Source organism: Streptomyces sp. NPDC006798, assembly GCF_040635975.1.
Classification (GTDB): domain Bacteria; phylum Actinomycetota; class Actinomycetes; order Streptomycetales; family Streptomycetaceae; genus Streptomyces.
This window is the reverse complement of sequence record NZ_JBEYIS010000050.1, coordinates 1-22,774: the sequence shown is the minus strand read 5'-3', so window position 1 is coordinate 22,774 and position 22,774 is coordinate 1. Positions and strand designations below refer to the sequence as shown.

Sequence of the window (22,774 nt, the reverse complement as noted above, 5' to 3'; positions counted from 1 at the left end):
CCAGGGCACGCGAGCCCCGGCAAGACCCGAAAGAGAGACCCTAAGGCGCGCGTAGGACTTACCCTCGTGCCGTCTGGGGGTTTCCCCCACCCCGGGAAATCCACCCGCCGCTTCGTCTACTGGGAGTCACCACAGTGACCGACATGACCGGCGTCTCCGCCTCCGTACTCCACACCCTGTTCCGATCGGACCAGGGGGGACACGAGCAGGTGGTCCTCTGCCAGGACCGTGCCTCCGGCCTCAGGGCCGTGATCGCCATCCACTCCACCGCCCTGGGCCCGGCCCTGGGCGGTACCCGGTTCCACCCGTACGCCTCCGAGGAGGAGGCCCTCGCCGACGCGCTGAACCTGGCGCGCGGGATGTCGTACAAGAACGCCATGGCCGGGCTCGACCACGGCGGCGGCAAGGCCGTGATCATCGGGGATCCCGAGACGCTGAAGTCGGAGGAGCTGCTGCTGGCCTACGGCCGGTTCGTGGACTCCCTCGGCGGGCGTTACGTGACCGCCTGCGACGTCGGGACGTACGTCGCCGACATGGACGTGGTCGCCCGGGCCACCCGCTGGGCCACCGGCCGCTCCCCGGAGCACGGCGGCGCCGGCGACTCCTCGGTGCTCACCGCCTACGGCGTCTACCAGGGCATGCGGGCCAGCGCCGCGCACCTCTGGGGCGACCCGGGGCTCGGCGGCCGTACGGTCGGGGTCGCGGGGGTCGGGAAGGTCGGCCATCACCTGGTGAAACACCTGGTGGACGAGGGCGCGCGGGTGATCGTGACCGATGTCAGGGCGGAGTCCGTACGCCGGGTGCTGGACCGGCATCCCTCGGTCACGGCGGTACCCGACACGGCGGCCCTGATCAGGACCGAAGGGCTGGACGTCTACGCGCCCTGCGCGCTCGGCGGGGCGCTCGACGACGACTCGGTACCGGTACTGACGGCGACCGTGGTCTGCGGCGCGGCCAACAACCAGCTGGCCCACCCGGGGGTGGAGAAGGACCTCGCCGACCGGGGCATCCTGTACGCGCCCGATTACGTGGTGAACGCGGGCGGGGTGATCCAGGTCGCCGACGAGCTGCACGGCTTCGACTTCGACCGGTGCAAGGCGAAGGCCGCCCGGATCTACGACACCACCCTGGAAATCTTCGCACACGCAAATTCCGAGGGTGTTCCCCCGGCTGTGGCGGCGGACCGGATCGCCGAGCGCAGGATGGCCGAAGCGCGCCCTGTCGGACGCGGCTGAGCTACGGGTCTCCGGCGCGGTCCCCCGTTCGGGAGGGTCCCGGGATGACGAGACTCACCCCGGACGGGCGGGCCGACCGCCGAGAAGAGGTTAATATCGCAGATGACCAGCGAGGACGGGGCTCCTCGCGGGTCCTGTGACGTGGCACGTCATGCGGGCGGCGTACCGCATGGCCGCGGAAGCAGGTACCGTTGAAGCCCTACGGGTCGGTCTCTCCACGGGGAGTCCGTTCCGACTCATGAACGCGTGTCAAGACTCTGGGGCCGTCGAGCCCCGTCACCGAGGGGGTCGAGCCATGGGGCGCGGCCGGGCCAAGGCCAAGCAGACAAAGGTCGCCCGCCAGCTGAAGTACAACAGCGGCGGCACGGACCTGTCACGACTGGCCAACGAGCTGGGCGCATCTTCTTCAAGCCAGCCGCCGAACGCGGAGCCGTTCGAGGACGAGGACGAGGAAGACGACCCGTACGCACAGTACGCGGAGATGTACAACGACGACGAGGACGAGGACGACGAGTCCGGTCCCGCGTCGCAGCATCGCCGCGGCGCTTGACGCCGCATCGACGAACACCGACCCGGTCCGGGGGCGAGAGCCCCGGGGCCGGGTTCCGTGCTGTCGGCTCGGGCCGGTCCGATCACGGCCGGTCCGATCCCTTCGGCCGGCTCGGTGATCGCGGTGATCGTGGTGATCTTCCGGCGGGGTGCCGGGGCGCGGTGGACGGCCGTACGCGACCGGGCGCGGTAACCGGCCCCGGGGGCGTACGGAATGCCGTACGCGCCCCTCACCGGTCCCGCCGCCCGGACCACGGTCCGTCGCACCGCCGTGCCGTCCCGTCCGTCAGACCGCGTAGTCGCCGACGAGGGCCGCGCCCGTGGTGTGGTCGCCCCGGTCGGTGATCTCACCGGCGACCCAGGCCTCCACATCGCGGTCGGCGAGGACCGTGAGGGCGGTGTCGGCGGACTCCCGGGGCACCACGGCGATCATGCCGACACCCATGTTCAGGGTCCGCTCCAGCTCCTCGCGCTCCACCCGGCCCGCCCGGCCGACCAGGTCGAAGACCGGGCCCGGGGTCCAGGTGGAACGGTCCACGACGGCGTGCAGCCCGTCCGGGACGACCCGGGCCAGGTTGTTGGCGAGCCCGCCGCCGGTGATGTGGCTGAAGGCGTGGACCTCGGTGGTCCTGGTCAGCGCCAGACAGTCGAGGGAGTAGATCCGGGTGGGCTCCAGCAGCTCCTCGCCGAGGGTCCGGCCCAGCTCCTCGACCCGCCCCTCCAGCTCCATGCCCGCCCGGTCCAGCAGCACATGGCGGACCAGCGAGTACCCGTTGGAGTGAAGGCCGGAGGAGGCCATGGCGATCACCACGTCCCCCGTACGGATACGATCCGCGCCCAGCAGCCGGTCGGCCTCCACGACACCGGTTCCGGCGCCCGCGACGTCGAAGTCGTCCTCGCCCAGCAGTCCGGGGTGCTCGGCGGTCTCGCCGCCGACCAGGGCGCAGCCCGCGAGGACACAGCCCTCGGCGATGCCCTTGACGATGGCGGCGACCCGCTCGGGGTGGACCTTGCCGACACAGATGTAGTCGGTCATGAAGAGCGGCTCGGCGCCGCAGACCACGATGTCGTCGACGACCATGCCGACCAGGTCGTGGCCGATGGTGTCGTAGACGCCGAGCCGGCGGGCCAGGTCGACCTTGGTGCCGACGCCGTCGGTGGCGGAGGCCAGCAGGGGGCGCTCGTACCGCTTGAGGGCGGAGACGTCGAAGAGGCCGGCGAAGCCGCCGATGCCGCCGAGGACCTCGGGGCGGCGGGTCTTGCGCACCCACTCCTTCATCAGCTCGACGGCGCGGTCGCCCGCCTCGATGTCGACGCCCGCGGCCGCGTAGCTGGCACCGGCGGGCTCGGGGGACCCGGTGGTCGCAGGGGACTCAGTGGTCATGACAGGGGGCTTTCTGGTCGTCAGGGGACGGCACGGCGGACACCGGCGTCACGTTCGGCTCGGGCGGCGGCTCCGGTACCGGTGGGGTCACCGGTACCGGGGGCCGCGTCCTCACCGGCGGTACGCGCGGCGGCCCGGAGGTCACGGTCGGCGCAGCGCGTCGGCGGCGTCGGCGCCGCCCGCCAGCTCGGATTCGAGGAGTTGCTTGCCCAGCAGCTCGGGGTCGGGCAGCTCCATCGGGTACTCCCCGTCGAAGCAGGCCCGGCAGAGGTTGGGCTTGGCGATCGTGGTGGCCTCGATCATGCCGTCGATGGAGATGTACGAGAGCGAGTCGGCGCCGAGCGACGTACCGATCTCCTCGATGGTCATCCCGTTGGCGATCAGCTCGGCGCGGGTGGCGAAGTCGATGCCGAAGAAGCAGGGCCACTTCACCGGGGGCGACGAGATCCGGACATGGACCTCGGCGGCACCGGCTTCGCGGAGCATCTTGACGAGGGCGCGCTGGGTGTTGCCGCGGACGATGGAGTCGTCCACGACGACCAGGCGCTTGCCCCGGATGACCTCGCGCAGTGGATTGAGCTTGAGCCGGATGCCGAGCTGGCGGATGGTCTGGGACGGCTGGATGAAGGTCCGGCCGACATAGGCGTTCTTGACGAGCCCGGAGCCGTACGGAATCCCGCTGGCCTCGGCGTATCCGATGGCGGCCGGGGTGCCGGACTCCGGGGTCGCTATGACGAGATCGGCTTCCGCGGGGGCCTCGGCGGCCAGTTTCCGGCCCATCTCGACCCGGGAGAGATAGACGCTCCGCCCGGCGATATCGGTATCGGGGCGGGCCAGATAGACATACTCGAAGACACAGCCCTTGGGCTTCGCGTCTGCGAATCGAGAGGTGCGGATGCCGTTCTCGTCGATGGCGATCAGCTCACCGGGCTCGATCTCCCGGACGAAGCTGGCACCGCAGATGTCGAGGGCGGCGGACTCGCTGGCGACCACCCAGCCCCGGTCGAGGCGGCCGAGGACCAGCGGGCGGATGCCCTGCGGGTCCCGGGCGGCGTAGAGGGTGGACTCGTCCATGAAGACGAGCGAGAAAGCGCCCATGACCTGCGGCAGGATCCGGGCGGCGGCCTGCTCGATCGAGAGCGGCTTGCCGTCGTCGTCGGCCTGTCCGGCGAGCAGGGCCGTCACCAGATCGGTGTCGTTGGTCGCCGCGACCTGGGTGGCGCGGCCGTCCTGGCGGGGCAGCTCGGCGACGAGCCGGGCCAGTTCGGCGGTATTGACCAGATTGCCGTTGTGACCGAGGGCGATGGAGCCGTTGGCCGTGGCGCGGAAGGTGGGCTGGGCGTTCTCCCAGACCGAGGCGCCGGTGGTCGAATAGCGGGCGTGTCCGACGGCGATATGTCCCTTGAGGGAGCCGAGGGACGTCTCGTCGAAGACCTGGGAGACCAGGCCCATGTCCTTGAAAACGAGGATCTGCGAGCCGTTGCTGACCGCGATACCCGCGGATTCCTGGCCTCGATGCTGGAGGGCGTAGAGCCCGAAGTACGTGAGCTTTGCGACCTCTTCTCCCGGGGCCCAGACCCCGAAGACGCCGCAAGCGTCCTGGGGGCCCTTCTCGCCGGGGAGCAGATCGTGATTGAGTCGACCGTCACCACGTGGCACGGCACCGAGTGTAGGCGAGATCGACCACTGGTCCGAATTGGCGGACGTCACGATTAACGCAGATCACACGGAGCGCGCGGTGGAACGGACCCGCGAACGCCCGCGGGACCCTCCCGCGGGCGGGGTACGGCACCGGGCGCGCGGGCCCGTCACGATCAGTGCGCGGTGGCCCGCAGGGTCGTACCGTTCCGCCCGGTCAGGGTGAGGTCGTGGCCGTCGACGGCGAAGGTCACCCGCTGGTCGAGCACCTGCGAAACACGCTTCTCCAGCTCGCCCTTCGGGCCGTCGCAGAGCATCTTGGTACTCACCAGGGGCCCCAGGACGATGGTCTCGCCGGTGACCTTCGCGGTGGTGGTGAACCGGTTGCAGCCGAGGTTCCCGGCGAGCCCGCCCTTCTCACCGGGGGTGAGGGTGAAGCGGGCACTCCGCTCGGCCCCCTTCGGGAGCCCGCCCGTGACGTCCGTCACCTTCCACTCGGTACCGGCGAGCGGCAGCGGTGACGGGTCGGCGCTCACCCGCCCACCGGGGGCGGCGCCCTTCTTCTCGTCGGCTACCCCCGACCCCTTCTCGTCGCCGCAGCCCGCGGCGGTGAGGAGGGTAAGCAGGGTCAGGGCGGTCGTGAGGTTTCGCGGCAGCCTTCGCATGCGGTTCTGACGCGAGGCCCTTCAATCCGGTTCCGGCGCCCTGGAGCGCCCGACCCCATGGGGGAGCGTTGCCCTCCCAAGGGCGCGGGAGGTGGACGCCGAGCGCCCTGGCCTCCGGGTGAGGCCCACGCCACCCGCCCAGCCGGGCGGGTGTTGTCGGGCGACCTCGCGCCGTCGGTGGCCGTTCGCGCAGTTCCGCCCCCTATGCCTTCGGCAATGGGGGGACCCCCAGCGCCTTGGCCCTCCGGGTGAGGCCCACGCCACCCGCCCAGCCGAGCGGGTGTCGTCGGGCGACCGCACGCCGGTGGGTGGCTGGTCGCGCAGTTCCCCGCGCCCCTAAATGCTCCCCCGGGCGCTGGCCTTGAAAGGGTCCCGCCCACGGCAGGAGGGACCCGCCTCTTGGAAGGAGCGGTCAGGAGGGCAACCAGGGGCGCGGGGAACTGCGCGAGCAACCCACCACGGTCCGCAGACCGGGGAACAGATCAGGTGGCTGGACGCGACCCGGGTATGGGGGCGGTGCCCCGGAGGGCCAAGGCGCTGGGGGTCCCCCCACGCCGCCAGGCGTAGGGGGCGGAACTGCGCGACCAGCCACAGGCGGGCCGCAGACCGCGAACAAGAATCAGCGGCTGGGCACGGCCCGAACTGCGCGACCGGGGCACCGCGGCAACCCGGCCCGGTGGGGGCGCGTCAGGGGAGGATCGGGAGCATCGCGGAGAGGTCCGCGCGGTCGCCGCTCGCCGAGAGCTTCGCGGAGTGCAGCGCGTCCGGCCAGGTCAGGCGGCCCGTGGCCAGGCGGAGCCAGCTCAGGGGGTCCGTCTCGACCACATTGGGCGGGGTGCCCCGGGTGTGCCGGGGGCCCTCGACGCACTGGACGACCGCGTACGGCGGGATCCGCAGCTCCACCGAGCCGCCGGGCGCCGCGGTCGCGAGGGCGTCGGCGAGCAGCCGGGTGGTGGTGGCGAGCGCCTCGCGGTCGAGCGGGACGGTGATCCCGGCCGGTGCCAGGGCCTTGTCGAGGTCGTCGGTGTGGACGGTGAGTGCCACGATCCGGGTGACCAGGTAGTCCGGGAAGCGCATGGGCCCGGCTTCGGTGGCGACCCGGCGGGTGTCGGGCGTACCGGTGACGGCCTCGGCGACGGCCTCGTACGCGTCCTGGAGCGGGTCGCCGCCCTCGGCGGCGTCGGCGCGGGCGGCGTACGGCCAGCGCTCCAGGGCGAGGAGGTCGTCACCGGGCGCGGGTTCGGGCGCCTCGGTGACGGTGACGATGTTCCCGGCCGCGTGGTGGAGACGGGCGAGCGGCTCTCGTACGGTCGGGTCGGCGAGCTGTTCGGGCGTGAGCCCCGCGACGGCCGTGCGCACGGTGCCGTACTGCGTGAGTACGGCCCGCCGGAGCTTGGCGGAGTCGTAACGGCGGGCGCGCTTCTTGGCCGGGGGCATGGGGTCGAGGTTAGAGGGTGTCCCGGGCGGCCGGCGCGGAGGCGGCCCCGGCGCCGGCTCCGGGCTCGGCCTCCACTACGGCACCCGGCTCCGGGGCGGTGAACGCCTGGCCGTTGGCGGGCAGCTCCATTCCCCGCCAGCGGAACGGGACGGCGCGGGCCGACTCCGGGTCGGGCCGGTCCATCAGCTGGAAGTGGACATGGGGTTCGGTGGAGTTGCCGGAGTTCCCGCAGTGGCCGATGAGCTGGCCGGCGGTGACCTTGTCGCCCTCCGCGACGGTCAGGGAGCCGCGCATCACATGGGCGTAGAGCGCGTAGTTGCCGTCCCCGAGGTCGAGCACCACATGGTTGCCGACCACCCGCCACGGGCTGATCAGGGAGCGGACGAACCCCTCCAGGACCAGCAGATAGATCACCATCGGCAGGGAGTTGCGGCTGAGGTGGTCGCGCTGGCCGTCGCGGGCCCGGACGACGGTCGCGTCGGCGGTCGCCAGCAGCGGCATGCCGTAGGCGGGGTAGGCGGAGCTGCGCCGGACCAGGGGCCAGAACCAGCTGAAGCCGGGGTTCCCGCCCGCGACGGGCTCGGCGACGATGTCGATGGCGTACGTCTGGGCGTAGAGGTGCGTGCCGTGGCTGGGGGTCTTGTCGACGGGGCTGTTGTGCGCCACCCAGCGGCCGGTGACGGGTACCCCGACCTCGACGGGTTCGGGTGTTCCGGCGGCCCGGTGTTCAAAACGGTGCAGCCGGGCCCGGGCGGCTTCGAGGGCGACCGCGAGCGCTCCGGCGGTGACGACGACGGTCCAGCCGCCGGGGAGTGTCAGGAAGACGTCCCAGAGGAGCAGGGCGCCGAAGAGCCACCAGAAGAGCCCGGCGGCCCCGGAGAGCAGTCGGTGGACGAGGTCGCGTCGGCGCCGGGCCGCGTCGGTCGCGGCGGGCCCGGGCGGTGTGGTCGGTACGGGCATGGGCTCCCCCGGTGGCGAGGGTCCGTCGGACGACGGACGGTCGGAGCTGATCGGTCGAAGTCGGGTGGTCAGGGCTGGGCGGTCAGGGCTGGGCGGTCAGAAAGGCGACCAGCAGCGGAACGGTCCGCGCGGGCGGGACCGCGTACCGGCCGCGCCCCGCGGTGTGCAGCCAGCCCGCGGCGGTGAGCTGGCGCAGATGGTGGTAGATCTGGCCGGATGTGCCGAGGCCGTCGAGTTCGGCCAGTTCGGCGGCGGTCCGGCGGCCGCCGAGGATCTCCCGCAGCAGCCGGATCCGGACCGGATGGCCGAGGGCGGCGAGACCGTCGGAGACCGCGGTCCAGTCCCGGTCCAGCAGATCCTCGGTGAGCGCGCCGAACTGCCATTCGTACCGCTCGCCGGTGGGCAGCCGGACGTCGCCGGTGAAGAGCACTCCGCCGTCGGCGGCGCCGAGGACCGCGAGCCGTTCCTTGAAGCCGTTGAGGGCCCAGAAGGTGTCGCCGCCGTCGGTACCGGCGGCGGTGTCGGTACCGGCCGGGGGCGCGGTCGGCCGCCCGGCCTCCCCCGTCTCGCGCCGTTCCAGTGCGGCCAGCCGGAGTTCCAGGTCCGCGACGCGCTGCTCGAGATCCATGGCACCATCCTACGTAGTTACGGAATTACGTGCAAACATTCTTCGGTCGCTCTCCCGCCCCGCACCGGATACGCCGAAGCCCCCGCCCGCGAAAGTGCGGACGGGGGCTTCGGCGCCGTACGAAACGGGCGGCGGCCGGTCAGGCCAGCAACGCCGGAATCGTCTCCTCGTGCGCGGTACGCAGCTCGGCCAGCGGGATCGAGAACTCCCCCTGCACCTCCACCGTGTCGCCGTCGACCACACCGATCCGGGTCACGGGCAGCCCTCGGGCCCCGCACATATCGGTGAACCGCAGCTCCTCGCTCCTCGGCACGGCGACCACGGCCCGTCCGGCCGACTCGCTGAAGAGCAGGGTGAAGGCGTCGAGACCGTCGGGGACGATCAGCCGGGCGCCGTGGCCGCCGCGCAGACAGGACTCCACGACCGCCTGCACCAGACCGCCGTCGGAGAGGTCGTGCGCGGCGTCGACCATGCCGTCCCGCGAGGCCGAGATCAGGATCTCGGCCAGCAGCTTCTCCCGGTCGAGGTCGACCTTCGGGGGCAGTCCGCCGAGGTGGTCGTGGACCACCTGCGACCAGGCCGAGCCGCCGAACTCCTCAGCGGTGTCGCCGAGCAGATAGAGCAGCTGCCCCTCCTCGGCGAAACCGATCGGGGTACGCCGGGTGACGTCGTCGATCACCCCGAGCACCGCCACGACCGGCGTCGGGTGGATCGCCGTCTCGCCGGTCTGGTTGTAGAGGGAGACATTGCCGCCGGTGACCGGCGTACCGAGCTGGAGGCAGCCGTCCGCGAGACCACGGGTGGCCTCGGCGAACTGCCACATCACGCCCGGGTCCTCCGGCGAGCCGAAGTTCAGGCAGTCGGAGACCGCCAGCGGCCGGGCGCCGGACGCGGCGACATTGCGGTACGCCTCCGCGAGCGCCAGCTGGGCGCCCGCGTACGGGTCCAGCTTGGCGTACCGGCCGTTGCCGTCGGTCGCCAGCGCCACGCCGAGGTTGGTCTCCTCGTCGATCCGGACCATGCCCGCGTCCTCGGGCTGGGCGAGCACCGTATTGCCCTGGACGAACCGGTCGTACTGGTCGGTCACCCACGCCTTGGACGCCTGGTTGGGCGAGGCCACCAGCCGCAGCACCTGCTCGCGCAGCTCCGCCGCGTCCGCCGGGCGGGGCAGCTTCGCCGCGTCGTCGGCCTGAAGGGCGTCCTGCCAGTCGGGGCGGGCGTACGGGCGCTCGTAGACCGGGCCCTCGTGGGCGACGGTCCGCGGCGGTACGTCCACGATCTGCTCGCCGTGCCAGAAGATCTCCAGCCGCTCGCCCTCGGTGACCTCACCGATGACGGTGGCGATGACGTCCCACTTCTCGCAGATCTCCAGGAAGCGGTCGACCTTGCCGGGCTCGACGATGGCGCACATCCGCTCCTGCGACTCGCTCATGAGGATCTCCTCGGGCGAGAGGGTCGCGTCGCGCAGCGGCACGGTGTCGAGGTCGATCCGCATTCCGCCGGAGCCGGCGCTGGCCAGCTCGCTGGTGGCGCAGGAGAGCCCGGCGCCGCCGAGGTCCTGGATCCCGTCGACCAGCTTCTCGGCGAAGATCTCCAGGGTGCACTCGATCAGGAGTTTCTCCTGGAACGGGTCGCCGACCTGGACGGCGGGCCGCTTGGCCGGGCCGGTGCTCTCGAAGGTCTCGGAGGCCAGTACGGAGACGCCGCCGATGCCGTCGCCGCCGGTCCTGGCGCCGTAGAGGATCACCTTGTTGCCGGGGCCGGACGCCTTGGCGAGATGGATGTCCTCGTGCTTCATGACACCGATGCAGCCCGCGTTGACCAGCGGGTTGCCCTGGTAGCAGGAGTCGAAGACGACCTCGCCGCCGATATTGGGCAGGCCCAGGCAGTTGCCGTAGCCGCCGATGCCCGCGACCACGCCCGGCAGGACGCGGCGGGTGTCGGGGTGGTCGGCGGCGCCGAACCGCAGCGGGTCGACCACGGCGACCGGGCGGGCGCCCATGGCCAGGATGTCGCGGACGATGCCGCCGACGCCGGTGGCCGCGCCCTGGTAGGGCTCGATGTAGGAGGGGTGGTTGTGCGACTCGACCTTGAAGGTGACCGCATAGCCCTGGCCGACGTCGACCACACCCGCGTTCTCGCCGATCCCGACGAGCAGGGCGTCGTTCTCGGGGGCCTTCTCGCCGAACTGGCGCAGATGCACCTTGCTCGACTTGTACGAGCAGTGCTCGGACCACATGACCGAGTACATGGCGAGTTCGGCGCCGGTCGGACGGCGGCCCAGGATCTCGCGGATCCGGGCGTACTCGTCCTCCTTGAGGCCGAGTTCGGCCCACGGCTGGTCGGCTTCGGGCGTGCCCGTGGCGTGCTTGACCGTGTCCAGGCTCATGCTGCTGTTCCCTCTGTGCTCACAGGTCCGCCCGCGCTCACGCCGCGACCAGCTTCTTGATGACCGATGTGAAGAACGGGAGGCCGTCGGTGCGGCCGGTGCCGACCAGCGGCTCCACGGCGTGCTCCGGGTGGGGCATCAGACCGACGACATTGCCCTCGGCGTTGCTGATCCCGGCGATGTCGCGGAGCGACCCGTTGGGGTTGGTGCCCAGATAGCGGAAGGCCACCCGGCCCTCGGCCTCCAGCTCGTCCAGGACCCGCTCGTCGGCGACGTACCGGCCGTCGATGTTCTTCAGCGGTACGGAGATCTCCTGGCCCGGCTCGTAGTCGGAGGTCCAGGCCGTACCGGCGTTCTCCACCTTCAGCCCCTGATCGCGGCAGATGAAGTGGAGATGGTTGTTCCGGAGCATGGCACCGGGCAGCAGATGCGTCTCGGTGAGGATCTGGAAACCATTGCAGATACCGAGGACCGGCATGCCCGCCCTGGCCTGCTCGATGATCGTCTCCATCACCGGCGAGAACCGGGAAATGGCCCCGGCGCGCAGATAGTCGCCGTACGAGAAGCCACCGGCGAGGACGACGGCGTCCACCTGGTGGAGATCTTTGTCACGGTGCCAGAGGGCGACGGGTTCGGCGCCCGCGAGACGTACCGCCCGCAGACTGTCCCGGTCGTCGAGCGTGCCCGGGAAGGTGACGACTCCGATACGAGTTGTCACGACTCGTCTACCTTTACAACGAAGTCTTCGATGACGGTGTTGGCGAGAAACGTCTCGGCCATCTCATGGATACGGGCGAGGGCGGCGTCGTCGACCGGCCCCTCGACCTCCAGCTCGAAACGCTTTCCCTGACGTACGTCCGCGATCCCGTCGAATCCGAGGCGGGGCAGTGCGCGCTGCACCGCCTGTCCCTGCGGGTCGAGGATCTCGGGCTTGAGCATGACGTCGACTACGACGCGTGCCACGGGCACTCCCGGGGTGATGTGGTGCGAAGGCGGTCGTCACAGCGTACCCGGCCAAAAAATCTACTCGCGTAGATATCCGATCCGTCCCTGGTGGAAGCCGGGGAGAACACATACAGAACACCCGGAACGCCATACCGGACGCGGCCTTGAGGGAGCCCGTACGGACATCCCGGACGGCGTCCGGGGAGCGAAGGCCGGGGGAAGACCGGCACAAGACCCGGGGAAGACCTCGGGAAGTGCCCGGAAATCAAGAAGAATATCGCGACCTCTTTGCCGGGACGGTACGGCCGGATTGCGCGGGTGTCACCCGGCCACCGGGGTCCGGCCAGCGGCGGAACCGGGACGGACCGCTCACCCCGGCATCCGGAGCCGGCCTCGCCCCCGACAACACGCGCGGACAATTGCGCGGGCTTCACAATGGGCCGTCGACCGCTGTACAAAGGAATGCGTAACCCTCATTGCCGGAAAGTCGGTATCACCACATCCGGAGCCGGAGAAGGCGGTCGGCTGATCCGTTTACCCGGCCGCCCGGCCGGGCAGCGTCTCGTGATGCGATACCGCGGGAAAGGACCGATATCCGTGGCTCAGAAAGTAGTAGTCGCGCTCTTCGACGACATCGACGGCGGAGAAGCGGCGGAAACGGTCTTGTTCGGTCTGGACGGAAAGTCCTACGAGATCGACCTCAATACCGCGAACGCGAAGAAGCTGCGGTCGGCGCTGGCGCCCTACCTGGCCGCGGGCCGCAAGCAGCCCGCCGGACGCCGGGGCCGGCAGCCCAGGACCGCGTACAAGCACACGGCGCTGGAGCCGTCGCCGGCCGCGGTCCGGGCCTGGGCGCACTCCAACAAGATGGACGTCCCGGCCCGGGGACGGATCCCGAAGGCGGTGTACGAGGCGTTCCGCGAGGCGAGTTGAGCCGCCCGGCCGGGTTCCCGGGGCCGGTGTCCGGGCCGGGGCCCGGGTCCGGATTCCGGGCCGCGGTTTCCGGGCGGGCGTTCCGGACCGGGGCTTCCGGGCCGGGCGGGAGCGCCGCCCCGGAGGTACGCCGCCCGGGCCCGGGTGCGGCCGGGCACGCGGTTTCGCCCGGCGCGCCGCCCGGGAGCCGGGGGTGCGGCACCGGCCCGTCCGGGGCCCTGACTCCGGGGCCCGGCCGCCGAGTTGCACGGACCCCCGGGGTGTCGGCTAAAGTCTGAACCACGCCGAGGGGCGAGGCCGGAAGGCCCCACCTCAGCAGCGTGCGGGTGTAGTTCAGTAGTAGAACATCCCCCTTCCAGGGGGAAGGCGCAGTGTGCAATCCCTGTCACCCGCTCTCATCACTGGCACCGACCACTCCGGTGGATCAGGTACAGTGGTGTTCGCACCGCCGGTGAAAGCCGGTCGGGAGCATGCGGACGTAGCTCAGTTGGTAGAGCGCAACCTTGCCAAGGTTGAGGTCGCCAGTTCGAACCTGGTCGTCCGCTCAGTGAAAGGCCCCGGTCGAAAGACCGGGGCCTTTGTCATTCTCCTGTCCTTCCCCCGACACCTCCCCCCTTTCCCCGGTCCGGCGGGACCGGCCGGCCGATGACAAATGTCATCCAGGCCCATGACAGCCCGCACTGCCGACGGGCCCGGGGGCGCGGAAATCTTGGGGCATGACCACAGACCAGTACGTGATCGCGGCGGAGGGCCTCCGGCGCAGCTACAGCGGCGGCTACGAGGCCGTTCGCGGAATCTCCTTCTCGGTGGCGCGCGGCGAGATCTTCGCCCTGCTCGGGACGAACGGCGCGGGGAAGACCTCGACGGTCGAGCTGCTCGAAGGGCTCGCGGCCCCCTCCGGTGGATCCGTACGCGTCCTCGGCCACGACCCGTACCGGGAGCGCGCCGCCGTCCGGCCCCGGATCGGGGTGATGCTCCAGGAAGGCGGCTTCCCCTCCGATCTGACGGTCACCGAGACCGCCCGGATGTGGGCGGGCTGCACCAGCGGGGCCCGGCCGGTCGCCGAGGCGCTGGACCTGGTGGGGCTCGGTGCGCGGGCGAAGGTCCGGGTCAAGCAGCTCTCCGGCGGTGAGCGGCGGCGGCTGGATCTGGCGCTGGCGCTGATCGGCCGGCCCGAGGTCCTCTTCCTCGACGAGCCGACCACCGGTCTGGACGCCGAGGGGCGGCGCGACACCTGGGATCTGGTCCGGGCGCTGCGGGACACCGGGACGACGGTCCTGCTCACCACGCACTACCTGGAGGAGGCGGAGACGCTGGCCGACCGGCTGGCGATCATGCACAACGGTGTGGTGGTGACCTCCGGCGCCCCGGCCGATGTGACGGCCTCCCGGCCGGCCCGGATCCGGTTCCTGCTGCCGCGCGGCGTGGCCCCGGCCGTACTGCCGCTCTCGCTGCGGGCCGCGGCCGACGGCCGCCGGGTGGAGATCCGTACCCATCAGCTCCAGGAGTCGCTGGAGGAACTGCTGCGATGGGCCCGGGAGGGCGGGCACCGGCTGGAGGGGCTGGACGCCAGGGCGGCCTCGCTCGAAGAGGCGTTCCTGGAGATCGCGCAGACGGAAACGGCGGGTGTGTGAGATGGCGACGGCACTGATGACGGACGGCGGGACCGGGGCGCGGAGTACGGCGGTGGGCCGGCTGAGCGCGCTCGGCCGGGCCGAACTGACACTGCTGGTACGGAACCGGGCCGCGCTCTTCGTGGCGCTGCTGCTGCCGCTGGCGATGGTGCTGGCGATGCAGTCGTCGCTGAAGGAGCTGGACCTCGGCAGGACAGAGATGAGCCTCGCGGAGGCCGCGGTCATCGGCGGTACGGGCTTCATCCTGCTGCTGGTGATCCATGTGAACCTGGTCTCCGCCTATGTGGCGCGGCGCGAGGAGCTGGTCCTCAAGCGGCTGCGGACCGGTGAGATCTCCGACCGGGAGATCCTGGCCGGGACGGCGCTGCCCGCCGTGGGTCTTGCGCTCGCCCAGGTGGTGCTGCTGGTGGCGGCGTCGATCGCGCTGCTCGACGTGGGTGCGCCGAAGCGGCCCGATCTGCTGCTGGCCGGGGTGGTGCTGGGGGTCGTCCTGCTGGTGGCGCTGGCCCTGGTGGTGTCGGCGGTGACCCGGACCGTGGAGAGCGCCCAGCTCACCACCATGCCGGTCTATCTGGTGTCGGCGCTGGGCTCCGGGCTCTTCGTACCGCTGGAACTGATGCCGGATCGGGTGGCGTCGATCGCCGAGCTGCTGCCGATGACCGGGGTGATGACCCTGATCCGCGACGGCTGGGTGGGGGCGTCCGACGGCAAGGACCTGCTGGGGGCGGCGCTGACCGCCCTGGCGTGGATCGCGCTCTCGGTGTTTGCTGTGAACCGGTGGTTCCGCTGGGAGCCTCGTCGCTGACCAGCAGCTTCAGGGAGGGTTCCGTGCGGGTCAAGGGCTGGACCGGGCGCAGTGGGCTCGCCAAGGTCGACATCTACAGCCGGGGCACCGTCTACACGGTCTACTGGGCCACGGCCCTGGTCTTCATCCTGATGATCGTCACCCGGCCGGTACGGGAGAACGCCCCGGTGGTCGCCGGGTTCGGGCTGCTGACCGGGCTGGCGTCGGCGGTCGTCGGCGCCCGGCTGCTGCGGCGCGCGATGGACTCCTATCTGGGGCGGGGCGAGGTGTCGCGGCGGCTGCTCGTCGCGGGCGCGGCGCTCGCCACGACGAATACCGCCCTCGGGGTCGGCCTGGCGGTGGCGGGCTCCGTCGACCAGCTCGACGAAGGGGTGGCCTATCTGATCGCCGGGGGGCTGCTGCCGTTCCTGACCGCCCACAGCCTGCTCGTACCGGCCCGGACGACGGTTCTCGTCCAGGCCGGGGCGCTGATCACGATCGTGGCGGTGCTGGCGGTCGACGGCTACTCCCTCGCCCAGCTCGTCCCGATCACGGTCGCGGCCGGGTTTCTGACCGGCTGGCTGGCCTTCACGGCGATCGCCTCCATCTGGCTGCTGAAGATCATGTGGGAGGTGCGGGACGCCCGGGACGTCCAGGCCCGGCTGGCGGTCGCCGAGGAGCGGCTGCGGTTCGGGCGGGATCTCCATGACGTCCTGGGCCGGAATCTGGCGGTGATCGCCCTCAAGTCCGAGCTGGCGGTGGAGCTGGCCCGGCGCGGCCGGGCCGAGGCCGTCGACCAGATGACGGAGGTCCAGGAGATCGCCCGGAATTCGCAGCGGGAGGTCCGCGAGGTCGTCCGGGGCTACCGCGAGGCGGATCTGCGGGTCGAGTTGGAGGGCGCGCGGTCCGTACTGGGCGCGGCGGGCATCGTCTGTACGGTCGTCGCCGACGAGCTGCCGGAGCGGCTGGCGGGCGAGGCCAGGTCGGCGCTGGCGTGGGTGGTGCGGGAGAGCGTGACGAACGTACTGCGGCACGGCGACGCGCGGCGCTGCACGATCTCCGTGGGGCTGGTGGAGCAGGTGGTGGTCCTGGTGGTGGAGAACGACCGGGCGGACGCCCCGTCGCTCCGGCCGGGCGGCGGCGGTTCCGGGCTCGCGGGGCTGCGGGAGCGGCTGGTGGCCGTGGACGGGACGCTGGCGGCGGAGCGGGTACGGGGTGCCAGGTTCCGGGTGACGGCGCGGGTGCCGCTGGCGGGTGCCGCGGCGGGGGCCCCGGGGACGGAGGCGCTTCCCGAGGCGGCACCGGCTCCACCGGCTCCGGCTGACGCGAGGGCTTTGGACTCGAACCCGGCCTCGGACGCGGGGGCTGACGCGGACGCGGGGGCTCTGGTGGCCGGGCGTACGACACCGGAGGGGGACGCGTGACCGTCCGCGTACTGCTCGCCGACGACGAGCATCTGATCCGGGGCGCGCTCGCCGCGCTCCTCTCCCTCGAAGACGATCTGGAGGTCGTCGCCGAGGCCGCGTCCGGGCCCGAGGCGCTCGCCATGGCCCGGACCCACGGGCCCGATGTCGCCGTGCTCGACCTCCAGATGCCGGGCGCCGACGGTGTGAGCGTCGCCACATCGCTCCGTACCGAACTCCCCGACTGCAGAACCATGATCGTCACCAGTCACGGGCTGCCCGGCCATCTGAAGCGGGCCCTCACCGCCGGGGTGCGCGGCTTCGTGCCCAAGACGGTCAGCGCCCAGCGGCTGGCCGAGATCATCCGTACCGTCCATGCCGGAAACCGCTATGTCGACCCGGAGTTGGCGGCGGACGCGATCTCCGCCGGGGACTCCCCGCTGACCGCCCGCGAGGCGGAGGTGCTGGAGCTGGCGGCCGACGGGGCGCCGATCGCGGAGATCGCCCGGCGGGCCGCGCTCTCGCAGGGGACGGTACGGAACTATCTCTCGTCGGCCGTCTCCAAGCTCGGGGCGGAGAACCGGCACGCGGCGGCCCGGCTCGCCCGTGACCGCGGTTGGGTATAGTGGTCAGCGCGCCGAAGGCGTGACGCGGACGTAGCTCAGTTGGTAGAGCGCAACCTTGCCAAGGTTGAGGTCGCCAGTTCGAACCTGGTCGTCCGCTCAAGTGAAGGCCCCGGTCGGAAGACCGGGGCCTTCGTCGTGCCGTCGTCTCCCCCTGTTCCCTTCCCACCGCCCGGCGGACAGCGGCCCGGGCGGTGGGAAGGGCCGGGTCAGGACCAGGTCGTGCCGGTCAGGATCTCGTACGCCTCCACGTACTTGGCCCGGGTCGCCTCGACGATCCGCTCCGGCAGCGGCGGCGGAGGCAGCTCGCCCTTGCGGTCCCAGCCGGATTCGGGGGACGTCAGCCAGTCCCGGACGAACTGCTTGTCGAAGGACGGCTGGGCGCGGCCCGGGACCCAGCGGTCGGCGGGCCAGAACCGGGACGAGTCGGGCGTCAGTACCTCGTCGGCGAGGACCAGGGCTCCATCGGTCTCTCCGGCGGCTCGGCCGAACTCGAACTTGGTGTCCGCGAGGACGATGCCCTGCTCCAGGGCGATGCCCCGGGCCCGGCCGTAGACCGCGAGCGTCGTCTGGCGCAGCAGGGCCGCCGTCTCGGCACCGACCCGGCGGGCGACCTCCTCGTAGGAGACGTTCTCGTCGTGGTCGCCGACCTCGGCCTTGGTCGCCGGGGTGAAGATCGGCGCGGGGAGTTCGGAGCCGTCGGTGAGCCCCTCGGGGAGGGCGAGGCCGCAGACCGTGCGGCTCTCCTCGTACTCGGCCAGCCCGGAGCCGGTGAGATAGCCGCGGGCGACCGCCTCGACCGGGATCATGTCGAGGGACTTGCAGACCAGGGTGCGGCCCTCCCAGTCGGCGGGGGCGCCCGGCGGGAGTTCGGTGCTCAGCACGTGGTGCGGGACGAGATCGGCGAGCCGGTCGAACCACCAGAGCGACAGCCGGGTCAGGACCCGCCCCTTGTCGGGGATCTCGGTCGGAAGCACCCAGTCGTAGGCCGAGACGCGGTCGGTCGCGACCATCACGAGTTCGCCCGCGTCGTTGCGGTACAGCTCCCGCACCTTGCCGGTGTGGAGGTGGACCAGCCCCGGCACCTGTGGCGCTTCGGGCTTTTCGACGAATCCGGACACGGTTGCTCCTCGTGGTTTCCGACGTGCGTGCTTCCGATTCTCTCAGCCCGGGCCCGGACGCTCGCGGGGCGGTCGGGTCGGGGGCGGCGGAATCGGGGACGGCGGGGGTCAGTCCCGTTTGCAGATCCGGTCGAGGAGGTTGGCCGTGGCCCGCTGGACCCGGGCGTCGACCCGGCCGGGCCGGTCGAGCGCCGGGGACCAGGCGGAGGTGCCCGAGGCGAAGACCAGGGCGCCGGAGGGAGCCCGGTACAGGGACGTCTCCTGGTGGCGCCGCACCCCCGCCGGATCGGTGTACGGCGAGTGCGCGAGCAGGATCCGGCCCCGGTGCTCGGGCAGCGATGTCCGCGGGAAGTAGCGGTCGGCCTCCCCGGCGACCAGACCGGGCAGCTCGTCGCCCTCGCCCGCGCCGGTGGCCTCCCAGAGCCAGTGGTCCGCGTTCCTTACGACCAGGGGGCGGGGTTCGGGGACCCGGCCCTCGTACTGGATGCCGAGCAGCAGTTGCTCGGCCCGGTCCGTGTCCCGCCAGAGCGCCGGCCTGCCGGGTCCCCGGCGGCCGCGCCAGGTCAGCAGCCGGTCCGGGGCGCCGGAGGCGGAGGCGGCCAGTTCGGACTGGCGGGAGAGGGTACCCGCGGAGAGGAAGACGAGGGACGTCCCGGCGTCGCGGGCGGCCTCGGCGGCCCGGCGCATGGGGACGGACCAGTAGGCGTCGGGGCCGGGGAAGAGCAGGCCCCGGTAGCGGCCGGGGTCGACCCGGCCCGCGTGCAGATCGCGGCCGTCGGCGTAGGCGAGGTCGTAGCCGTAGCGCTCGGCCCAGCGGATCACGTCGTAGGAGTGCCCGGCGAGCGGCGGGAGGCCGGAGCCCGCGTACGGCCGGTCGAAGGAGACGGTGGTGATCTCATCGGCTCCGGGCTCGCCCGGCGGCGGTCCGATGGGGCCGGGGGGGCCGGGGCGGGCCCCCTTCGCCGATGCCGCGGCCGTCGTCGGCGGCGACGTCGCCGCGGCCGGCGCGGGGTACGGATCGCGGTCGCCGTCACCGGCGTACGCGTTCCGCGCCTGCCAGGTGAGATCGGGGAGGAGCAGCAGCAGATCGGCCGGACGGTCGTCGCGGACCGTGAAGGGGATATGGGCCCGGTGGCCGTCGACGGTGGTCAGAACGGCGATATGGGCGCCCGGGGACCAGGACGACGGGACCCTCAGCCGCCAGGAGAGCCACCAGTGATGGCAGGAGACGGTACGGCCGGCGGCCAGGGGGGGCGGCTGGACCAGGCCGGGGAGCCTGGGGCCGGACGCGATCTTGTCGGCGCCCCGGCCCGCGTAGTGGCCGATGCGGTAGACGTCGGCCTGGAACGGCCGGGGCGGGTCGACGGTGATATGGAAGTCGAGGGTCCCGCCCGGGGCGACCGGCCCGTTGGAGACGAAGCCGCCGATCCGTCTGCGGGGCCCGGCCGGGGCGCGGGGCGCCCGGCCGGCCGGCCCCCGGTCGGGATCGGCGTACCAGGGGACGGCCCAGCCGGTGTCGTCGTCGCGGGAGCCGTACCGGAAGGCATGCGCGCCGCCGGTGGTCTCGCCGGTGGATTCGCCGGTGGTCCCGGGTCCCTCGGATCGCTCGGGCCCCTCGGCCCCCGTGTCCCGCATGCCGTCGTGCCCCTGCCCCTCTTCGTACGCCCTCGTACGCCGCGCCCGTGTACCGATCCGCCGTCGCCGCCCCGGGGCCGATACGCCGGTACCGACCCGGCCGGTGCGCTCCGTGCGCTCCTTCGCCGGACGGGCCGCGTCCCGGTACGTCGCGTGCCGTCCACCGGACGAGGCCCCAGCACATCACATTACGCGCTCGCACTGTCACCCTTCGTCGCGAGAATGTCCCCGGACGAGCGGTGGGCGGCCGGTTTCCGCCGGGAGTGGTGGGGGAAGGGCGACGCGGCGGCCGTACGAGCCCCGGGGCCGGCACCGGGCCGCCCCGTTCCTTTGCGGGCCTCCGCCGGCCTTCGCGGGCGTGCGCAGCCCCGGGCATACGGGCCCGGCCCGCCTCGTTCGGGGCACCTCGTCAGGGGCGGGGCGGCGGGGTCGGGGCGGCGGGGTCGGGGCCGCGACCCGTACGTCAGACGAGGCGTACCGGCTTCTCCGTACGGATGCCGTTGGTGGCGAGCCAGGCCCGCAGGGGCCCGGGATCGCCGTCCTCCGTGAGGGTGAGGACCCGGGAGGCCAGATCGGCGCAGCGCTCTCCGTGGAAGAGCAGGGCGGGGCCGTCGAGCCAGTCGAGGCCGGGGCGGGCCCCGGCGGTGTCGACGGCGGCACAGCAGACCATGGCGGTGACATGGTCGGCGAGCAGTTCCCGGCCGGTGCGCGGGGGCTGGAGGGGGAAGAGGGGCAGCGGATCGGCCCCCCAGCCGTGGGGCGCCTCGACGGCGCCCGGCCCGGAGCGGTCGCCCGGGGCGCCGGAGCGGGCCGCCCGGTCGGCCTCCTCCCGGGCGACGGCGGCGCCGATGCCTTCGGCGAGCCGGTCACCGGCTTCCGGTCCCGGCCCGCTGAGCCGGGTCAGTACGCGCTCCAGGGTCGGCCCGGCGGCGGGCGCCGCCTTCCGCTCGTCGAGGACGCGGTGGAGCCGGGCCGCCTCCGTCCGCCACTTCCGGTCCACGACCTCCTCCGGATACTGCCGCCAGTCGACGGGCGACCAGTCGGGCCCCGGTTCGGCCGGGCCGCCGTGGAAGAGCCGGGCCGCGAGCAGGGACGCGGCCTCGTCCATGGCGCCCGGCTCCTCCAGCAGATCGCAGGCGGGCCGCTCGCCGAGACGGGTGGCGAAGCCCTCCGCGAGCCGGTCGCGGCGGGACAGTTCGGTCAGGGCGGAGACCACCCCGGCGTCCAGCCGGGCCGGCCAGCGGCCCATCCGCCAGGCGGGCAGGGCGACCCGGGTGAGCAGCCGGTCCCAGCCCGCGTAGGCGAGGCCGACCTGCTCCTGGGCGACGATCCGCAGCCCGTAGTCGACGTCCTGGGCGCGCTCGGACGCGGCGGCGGCGACGCCCCGCTCCATCTCGGCGGCATGGGTCCGGCAGGCGCGCAGCAGCAGCCGGGCGACGCGGGCGACGAAGCCGAGGGCGAGGGCACGGGGAAAACCCGGCAGACCCAGCAGACCGCGCAGAGCGAGCAACAGCCGTATCGGCCCGGTCGGCGCGGTTCCGTTCCGGCCGCCTCCGGCCGGGGCCGAGGGCCGGGCGGGGACCTGGGATCCGGCGGCCCCGGCGAACCCCGCCGCTCCGGCGGGCCGGGCGCCGAGGGCGACCGCGGCGTCCAGACCGCGGACGAAGCGGCGCGCCCCGGCTATGTCGGGCTGGGCCGCGGACGCCGTGCCCGCCACCACGGGCGCGAGCAGGGCCCGCAGCTCGGCGACCCGCATCCACCACAGGAACGGCGACCCGATGACCAGTACGGGTGCCTCGGCCGCCGCCTCCCGGCCGTGATCCGGGCGGCCGGGCGGCCGGATCGCCCGCAGCGGGCGGTGCGCCCGGTGCGTACGGTCCTCCAGCCAGCTGTCGCAGTCGGGGGTGAGCGCGAGCGCGGAGGGCGCGGGCACGCCCAGCCGGTCGGCCAGCTCCCGGACCAGCCGGTAGAGGTCGGGGGCCGCGCTCTCGGGGATCTCGACGGTCGGGCTGAGGGCGGGTCTGGCCCGCGCGATCACCGCCGCGACACCCAGCGCCGCCACGCCCACCACGAGCGCGGCGACCAGAGCGACGGTCCGGGCGGTGTCCCAGCCGGGACCCGGCATATGGCCGGTGTTCCCGCCCGCGAACAACACCACGGCGACGGCCGCGGGCAGGATCGCCACCGCGACGGCTCTGCCACGGATCCGCAGCACGGCCAGCGCCCGTGAGCGCGCGGCCCGCGCGCCGATCGACATCGACTCACTGATCCCGGTAATGGACACGGCCGGTCCTCACCCCCTCTGCCCCGCGACGGTGTAGGTGGTGCACTCCACCCACTGTGGCACCCGCCACCGACATCGCAATGCCGGTGGGCCAAGTGCCGGAACGCCTCCGCCGCACCATAGTTGGGGCGATCGCGGGCGTCATCCGGATGGCCGAGCGTCACCCGATGGAATGGCTTTGGTCAAAGGTGATGACGAATGAGCGGAGAGTGTGAGTTCCCCGTGGAGATGGCGTGAATACGCCAACTTCCACCCCGGTCCGGATCCGGGTGGATCCCCGCCGTGACGTCCTTGACCAGGGGGGCGGGGGCGGCGGAGCGCGCCGTACGGGCCCGGCGGCGGCGCCCGGAACGGAACCGTCGACGCGGGACGAACCCGGCCGCGAAGCGGAGCCGTACCGCCGTTTCGAACGGAGCGGAACGCACCGGCCCCGGCCCCCTGGTCAAGGACGTCACGGCGGGGATCCACCCGGATCCGGACCGGGGTGGAAGTTGGCGTATTCACGCCATCTCCACGGGGAACTCAC

The 22,774-nt window shown here is 72.6% G+C and carries 19 protein-coding genes and 3 tRNA genes; 10 read left to right on the top strand and 12 right to left on the bottom strand.

Going from position 1 to position 22,774, the window contains the following annotated elements; translation table 11 throughout:
* Window positions 1–134 precede the first annotated feature (134 nt).
* Together ABZ714_RS27615 and ABZ714_RS27610 are read left to right on the top strand one after the other, a co-directional pair.
* Complete coding sequence (locus tag ABZ714_RS27615) at window positions 135–1,235, top strand: Glu/Leu/Phe/Val dehydrogenase dimerization domain-containing protein (protein WP_358828054.1); 1,101 nt, start codon at window positions 135–137, stop codon at window positions 1,233–1,235.
* Between the two features lie 295 nt (window positions 1,236–1,530).
* Window positions 1,531–1,785 (top strand): DUF3073 domain-containing protein, encoded by a 255-nt coding sequence (locus ABZ714_RS27610; RefSeq protein WP_358828053.1) that lies wholly within the window; start codon window positions 1,531–1,533, stop codon window positions 1,783–1,785.
* A gap of 285 nt (window positions 1,786–2,070) precedes the next feature.
* Here ABZ714_RS27610 and purM read toward each other — a convergent pair whose 3' ends face one another.
* From purM to purS, 9 genes are all read right to left on the bottom strand, one after another.
* Window positions 2,071–3,168, bottom strand: coding sequence for a phosphoribosylformylglycinamidine cyclo-ligase (gene purM, locus ABZ714_RS27605; protein ID WP_358828052.1), 1,098 nt, complete (start codon window positions 3,166–3,168; stop codon window positions 2,071–2,073).
* A gap of 141 nt (window positions 3,169–3,309) precedes the next feature.
* Window positions 3,310–4,827, bottom strand: coding sequence for an amidophosphoribosyltransferase (gene purF, locus ABZ714_RS27600; RefSeq protein WP_358828051.1), 1,518 nt, complete (start codon window positions 4,825–4,827; stop codon window positions 3,310–3,312).
* Between the two features lie 155 nt (window positions 4,828–4,982).
* Window positions 4,983–5,471 carry an META domain-containing protein gene (locus ABZ714_RS27595; protein ID WP_358828050.1) on the bottom strand — a complete coding sequence of 163 codons (489 nt, stop codon included), beginning with the start codon at window positions 5,469–5,471 and terminating at the stop codon, window positions 4,983–4,985.
* A gap of 687 nt (window positions 5,472–6,158) precedes the next feature.
* The gene (locus ABZ714_RS27590; protein WP_358828049.1) at window positions 6,159–6,908 is read right to left on the bottom strand and encodes a sterol carrier family protein; all 750 of its coding nucleotides are present in this window, start codon (window positions 6,906–6,908) and stop codon (window positions 6,159–6,161) included.
* A 10-nt stretch (window positions 6,909–6,918) separates the two neighbouring features.
* Window positions 6,919–7,869: a M23 family metallopeptidase gene (locus ABZ714_RS27585; RefSeq protein WP_358828048.1), complete on the bottom strand. Its 951-nt coding sequence runs from the start codon at window positions 7,867–7,869 to the stop codon at window positions 6,919–6,921.
* An 82-nt stretch (window positions 7,870–7,951) separates the two neighbouring features.
* A complete protein-coding gene (locus tag ABZ714_RS27580; RefSeq protein WP_358828047.1) occupies window positions 7,952–8,497 on the bottom strand; it encodes a winged helix-turn-helix domain-containing protein in 546 nt (181 codons plus the stop codon).
* Between the two features lie 139 nt (window positions 8,498–8,636).
* Window positions 8,637–10,886 carry a phosphoribosylformylglycinamidine synthase subunit PurL gene (purL, locus tag ABZ714_RS27575; RefSeq protein ID WP_358828046.1) on the bottom strand — a complete coding sequence of 750 codons (2,250 nt, stop codon included), beginning with the start codon at window positions 10,884–10,886 and terminating at the stop codon, window positions 8,637–8,639.
* A gap of 37 nt (window positions 10,887–10,923) precedes the next feature.
* Complete coding sequence (purQ, locus tag ABZ714_RS27570; RefSeq protein ID WP_358828045.1) at window positions 10,924–11,604, bottom strand: phosphoribosylformylglycinamidine synthase subunit PurQ; 681 nt, start codon at window positions 11,602–11,604, stop codon at window positions 10,924–10,926.
* Window positions 11,601–11,849 (bottom strand): phosphoribosylformylglycinamidine synthase subunit PurS, encoded by a 249-nt coding sequence (gene purS / locus ABZ714_RS27565; protein WP_006348228.1) that lies wholly within the window; start codon window positions 11,847–11,849, stop codon window positions 11,601–11,603. The genes purQ and purS overlap by 4 nt, the downstream gene beginning before the upstream one ends.
* A 579-nt stretch (window positions 11,850–12,428) precedes the next feature.
* Between purS and ABZ714_RS27560 the strand changes: the two genes are divergently transcribed.
* The 8 genes from ABZ714_RS27560 to ABZ714_RS27525 all read left to right on the top strand — a co-directional run bounded on the left by ABZ714_RS27560 (window position 12,429) and on the right by ABZ714_RS27525 (window position 17,308).
* Window positions 12,429–12,764, top strand: a complete 336-nt coding sequence (locus ABZ714_RS27560) for an Lsr2 family protein (protein ID WP_358828044.1) — start codon at window positions 12,429–12,431, stop codon at window positions 12,762–12,764.
* A gap of 322 nt (window positions 12,765–13,086) precedes the next feature.
* Window positions 13,087–13,158: transfer RNA gene (locus tag ABZ714_RS27555), tRNA-Gly, on the top strand.
* Between the two features lie 78 nt (window positions 13,159–13,236).
* A tRNA-Gly gene (locus tag ABZ714_RS27550) sits at window positions 13,237–13,309 on the top strand.
* A gap of 171 nt (window positions 13,310–13,480) precedes the next feature.
* Window positions 13,481–14,398, top strand: coding sequence for an ABC transporter ATP-binding protein (locus ABZ714_RS27545; protein WP_358828043.1), 918 nt, complete (start codon window positions 13,481–13,483; stop codon window positions 14,396–14,398).
* Window position 14,399: 1 nt separating this feature from the next.
* Window positions 14,400–15,203: an ABC transporter permease gene (locus ABZ714_RS27540; protein ID WP_358828042.1), complete on the top strand. Its 804-nt coding sequence runs from the start codon at window positions 14,400–14,402 to the stop codon at window positions 15,201–15,203.
* A complete protein-coding gene (locus tag ABZ714_RS27535) occupies window positions 15,176–16,606 on the top strand; it encodes a histidine kinase (RefSeq protein WP_358828041.1) in 1,431 nt (476 codons plus the stop codon). Before ABZ714_RS27540 ends, ABZ714_RS27535 begins: the two co-directional genes overlap by 28 nt.
* The gene (locus tag ABZ714_RS27530; RefSeq protein WP_358828040.1) at window positions 16,603–17,211 is read left to right on the top strand and encodes a response regulator transcription factor; all 609 of its coding nucleotides are present in this window, start codon (window positions 16,603–16,605) and stop codon (window positions 17,209–17,211) included. Before ABZ714_RS27535 ends, ABZ714_RS27530 begins: the two co-directional genes overlap by 4 nt.
* Before the next feature lie 24 nt (window positions 17,212–17,235).
* Window positions 17,236–17,308, top strand: a tRNA-Gly gene (locus tag ABZ714_RS27525).
* Window positions 17,309–17,417: 109 nt separating this feature from the next.
* On the opposite strand, the gene ABZ714_RS27520 is transcribed toward ABZ714_RS27525, so the two are convergent.
* The 3 genes from ABZ714_RS27520 to ABZ714_RS27510 all read right to left on the bottom strand — a co-directional run bounded on the left by ABZ714_RS27520 (window position 17,418) and on the right by ABZ714_RS27510 (window position 22,221).
* Window positions 17,418–18,329 (bottom strand): phosphoribosylaminoimidazolesuccinocarboxamide synthase, encoded by a 912-nt coding sequence (locus ABZ714_RS27520; protein ID WP_358828039.1) that lies wholly within the window; start codon window positions 18,327–18,329, stop codon window positions 17,418–17,420.
* A gap of 108 nt (window positions 18,330–18,437) precedes the next feature.
* Complete coding sequence (locus tag ABZ714_RS27515) at window positions 18,438–19,964, bottom strand: N,N-dimethylformamidase beta subunit family domain-containing protein (RefSeq protein ID WP_358828038.1); 1,527 nt, start codon at window positions 19,962–19,964, stop codon at window positions 18,438–18,440.
* Window positions 19,965–20,427: 463 nt separating this feature from the next.
* The gene (locus ABZ714_RS27510; protein WP_358828079.1) at window positions 20,428–22,221 is read right to left on the bottom strand and encodes a hypothetical protein; all 1,794 of its coding nucleotides are present in this window, start codon (window positions 22,219–22,221) and stop codon (window positions 20,428–20,430) included.
* Window positions 22,222–22,774 lie beyond the last annotated feature (553 nt).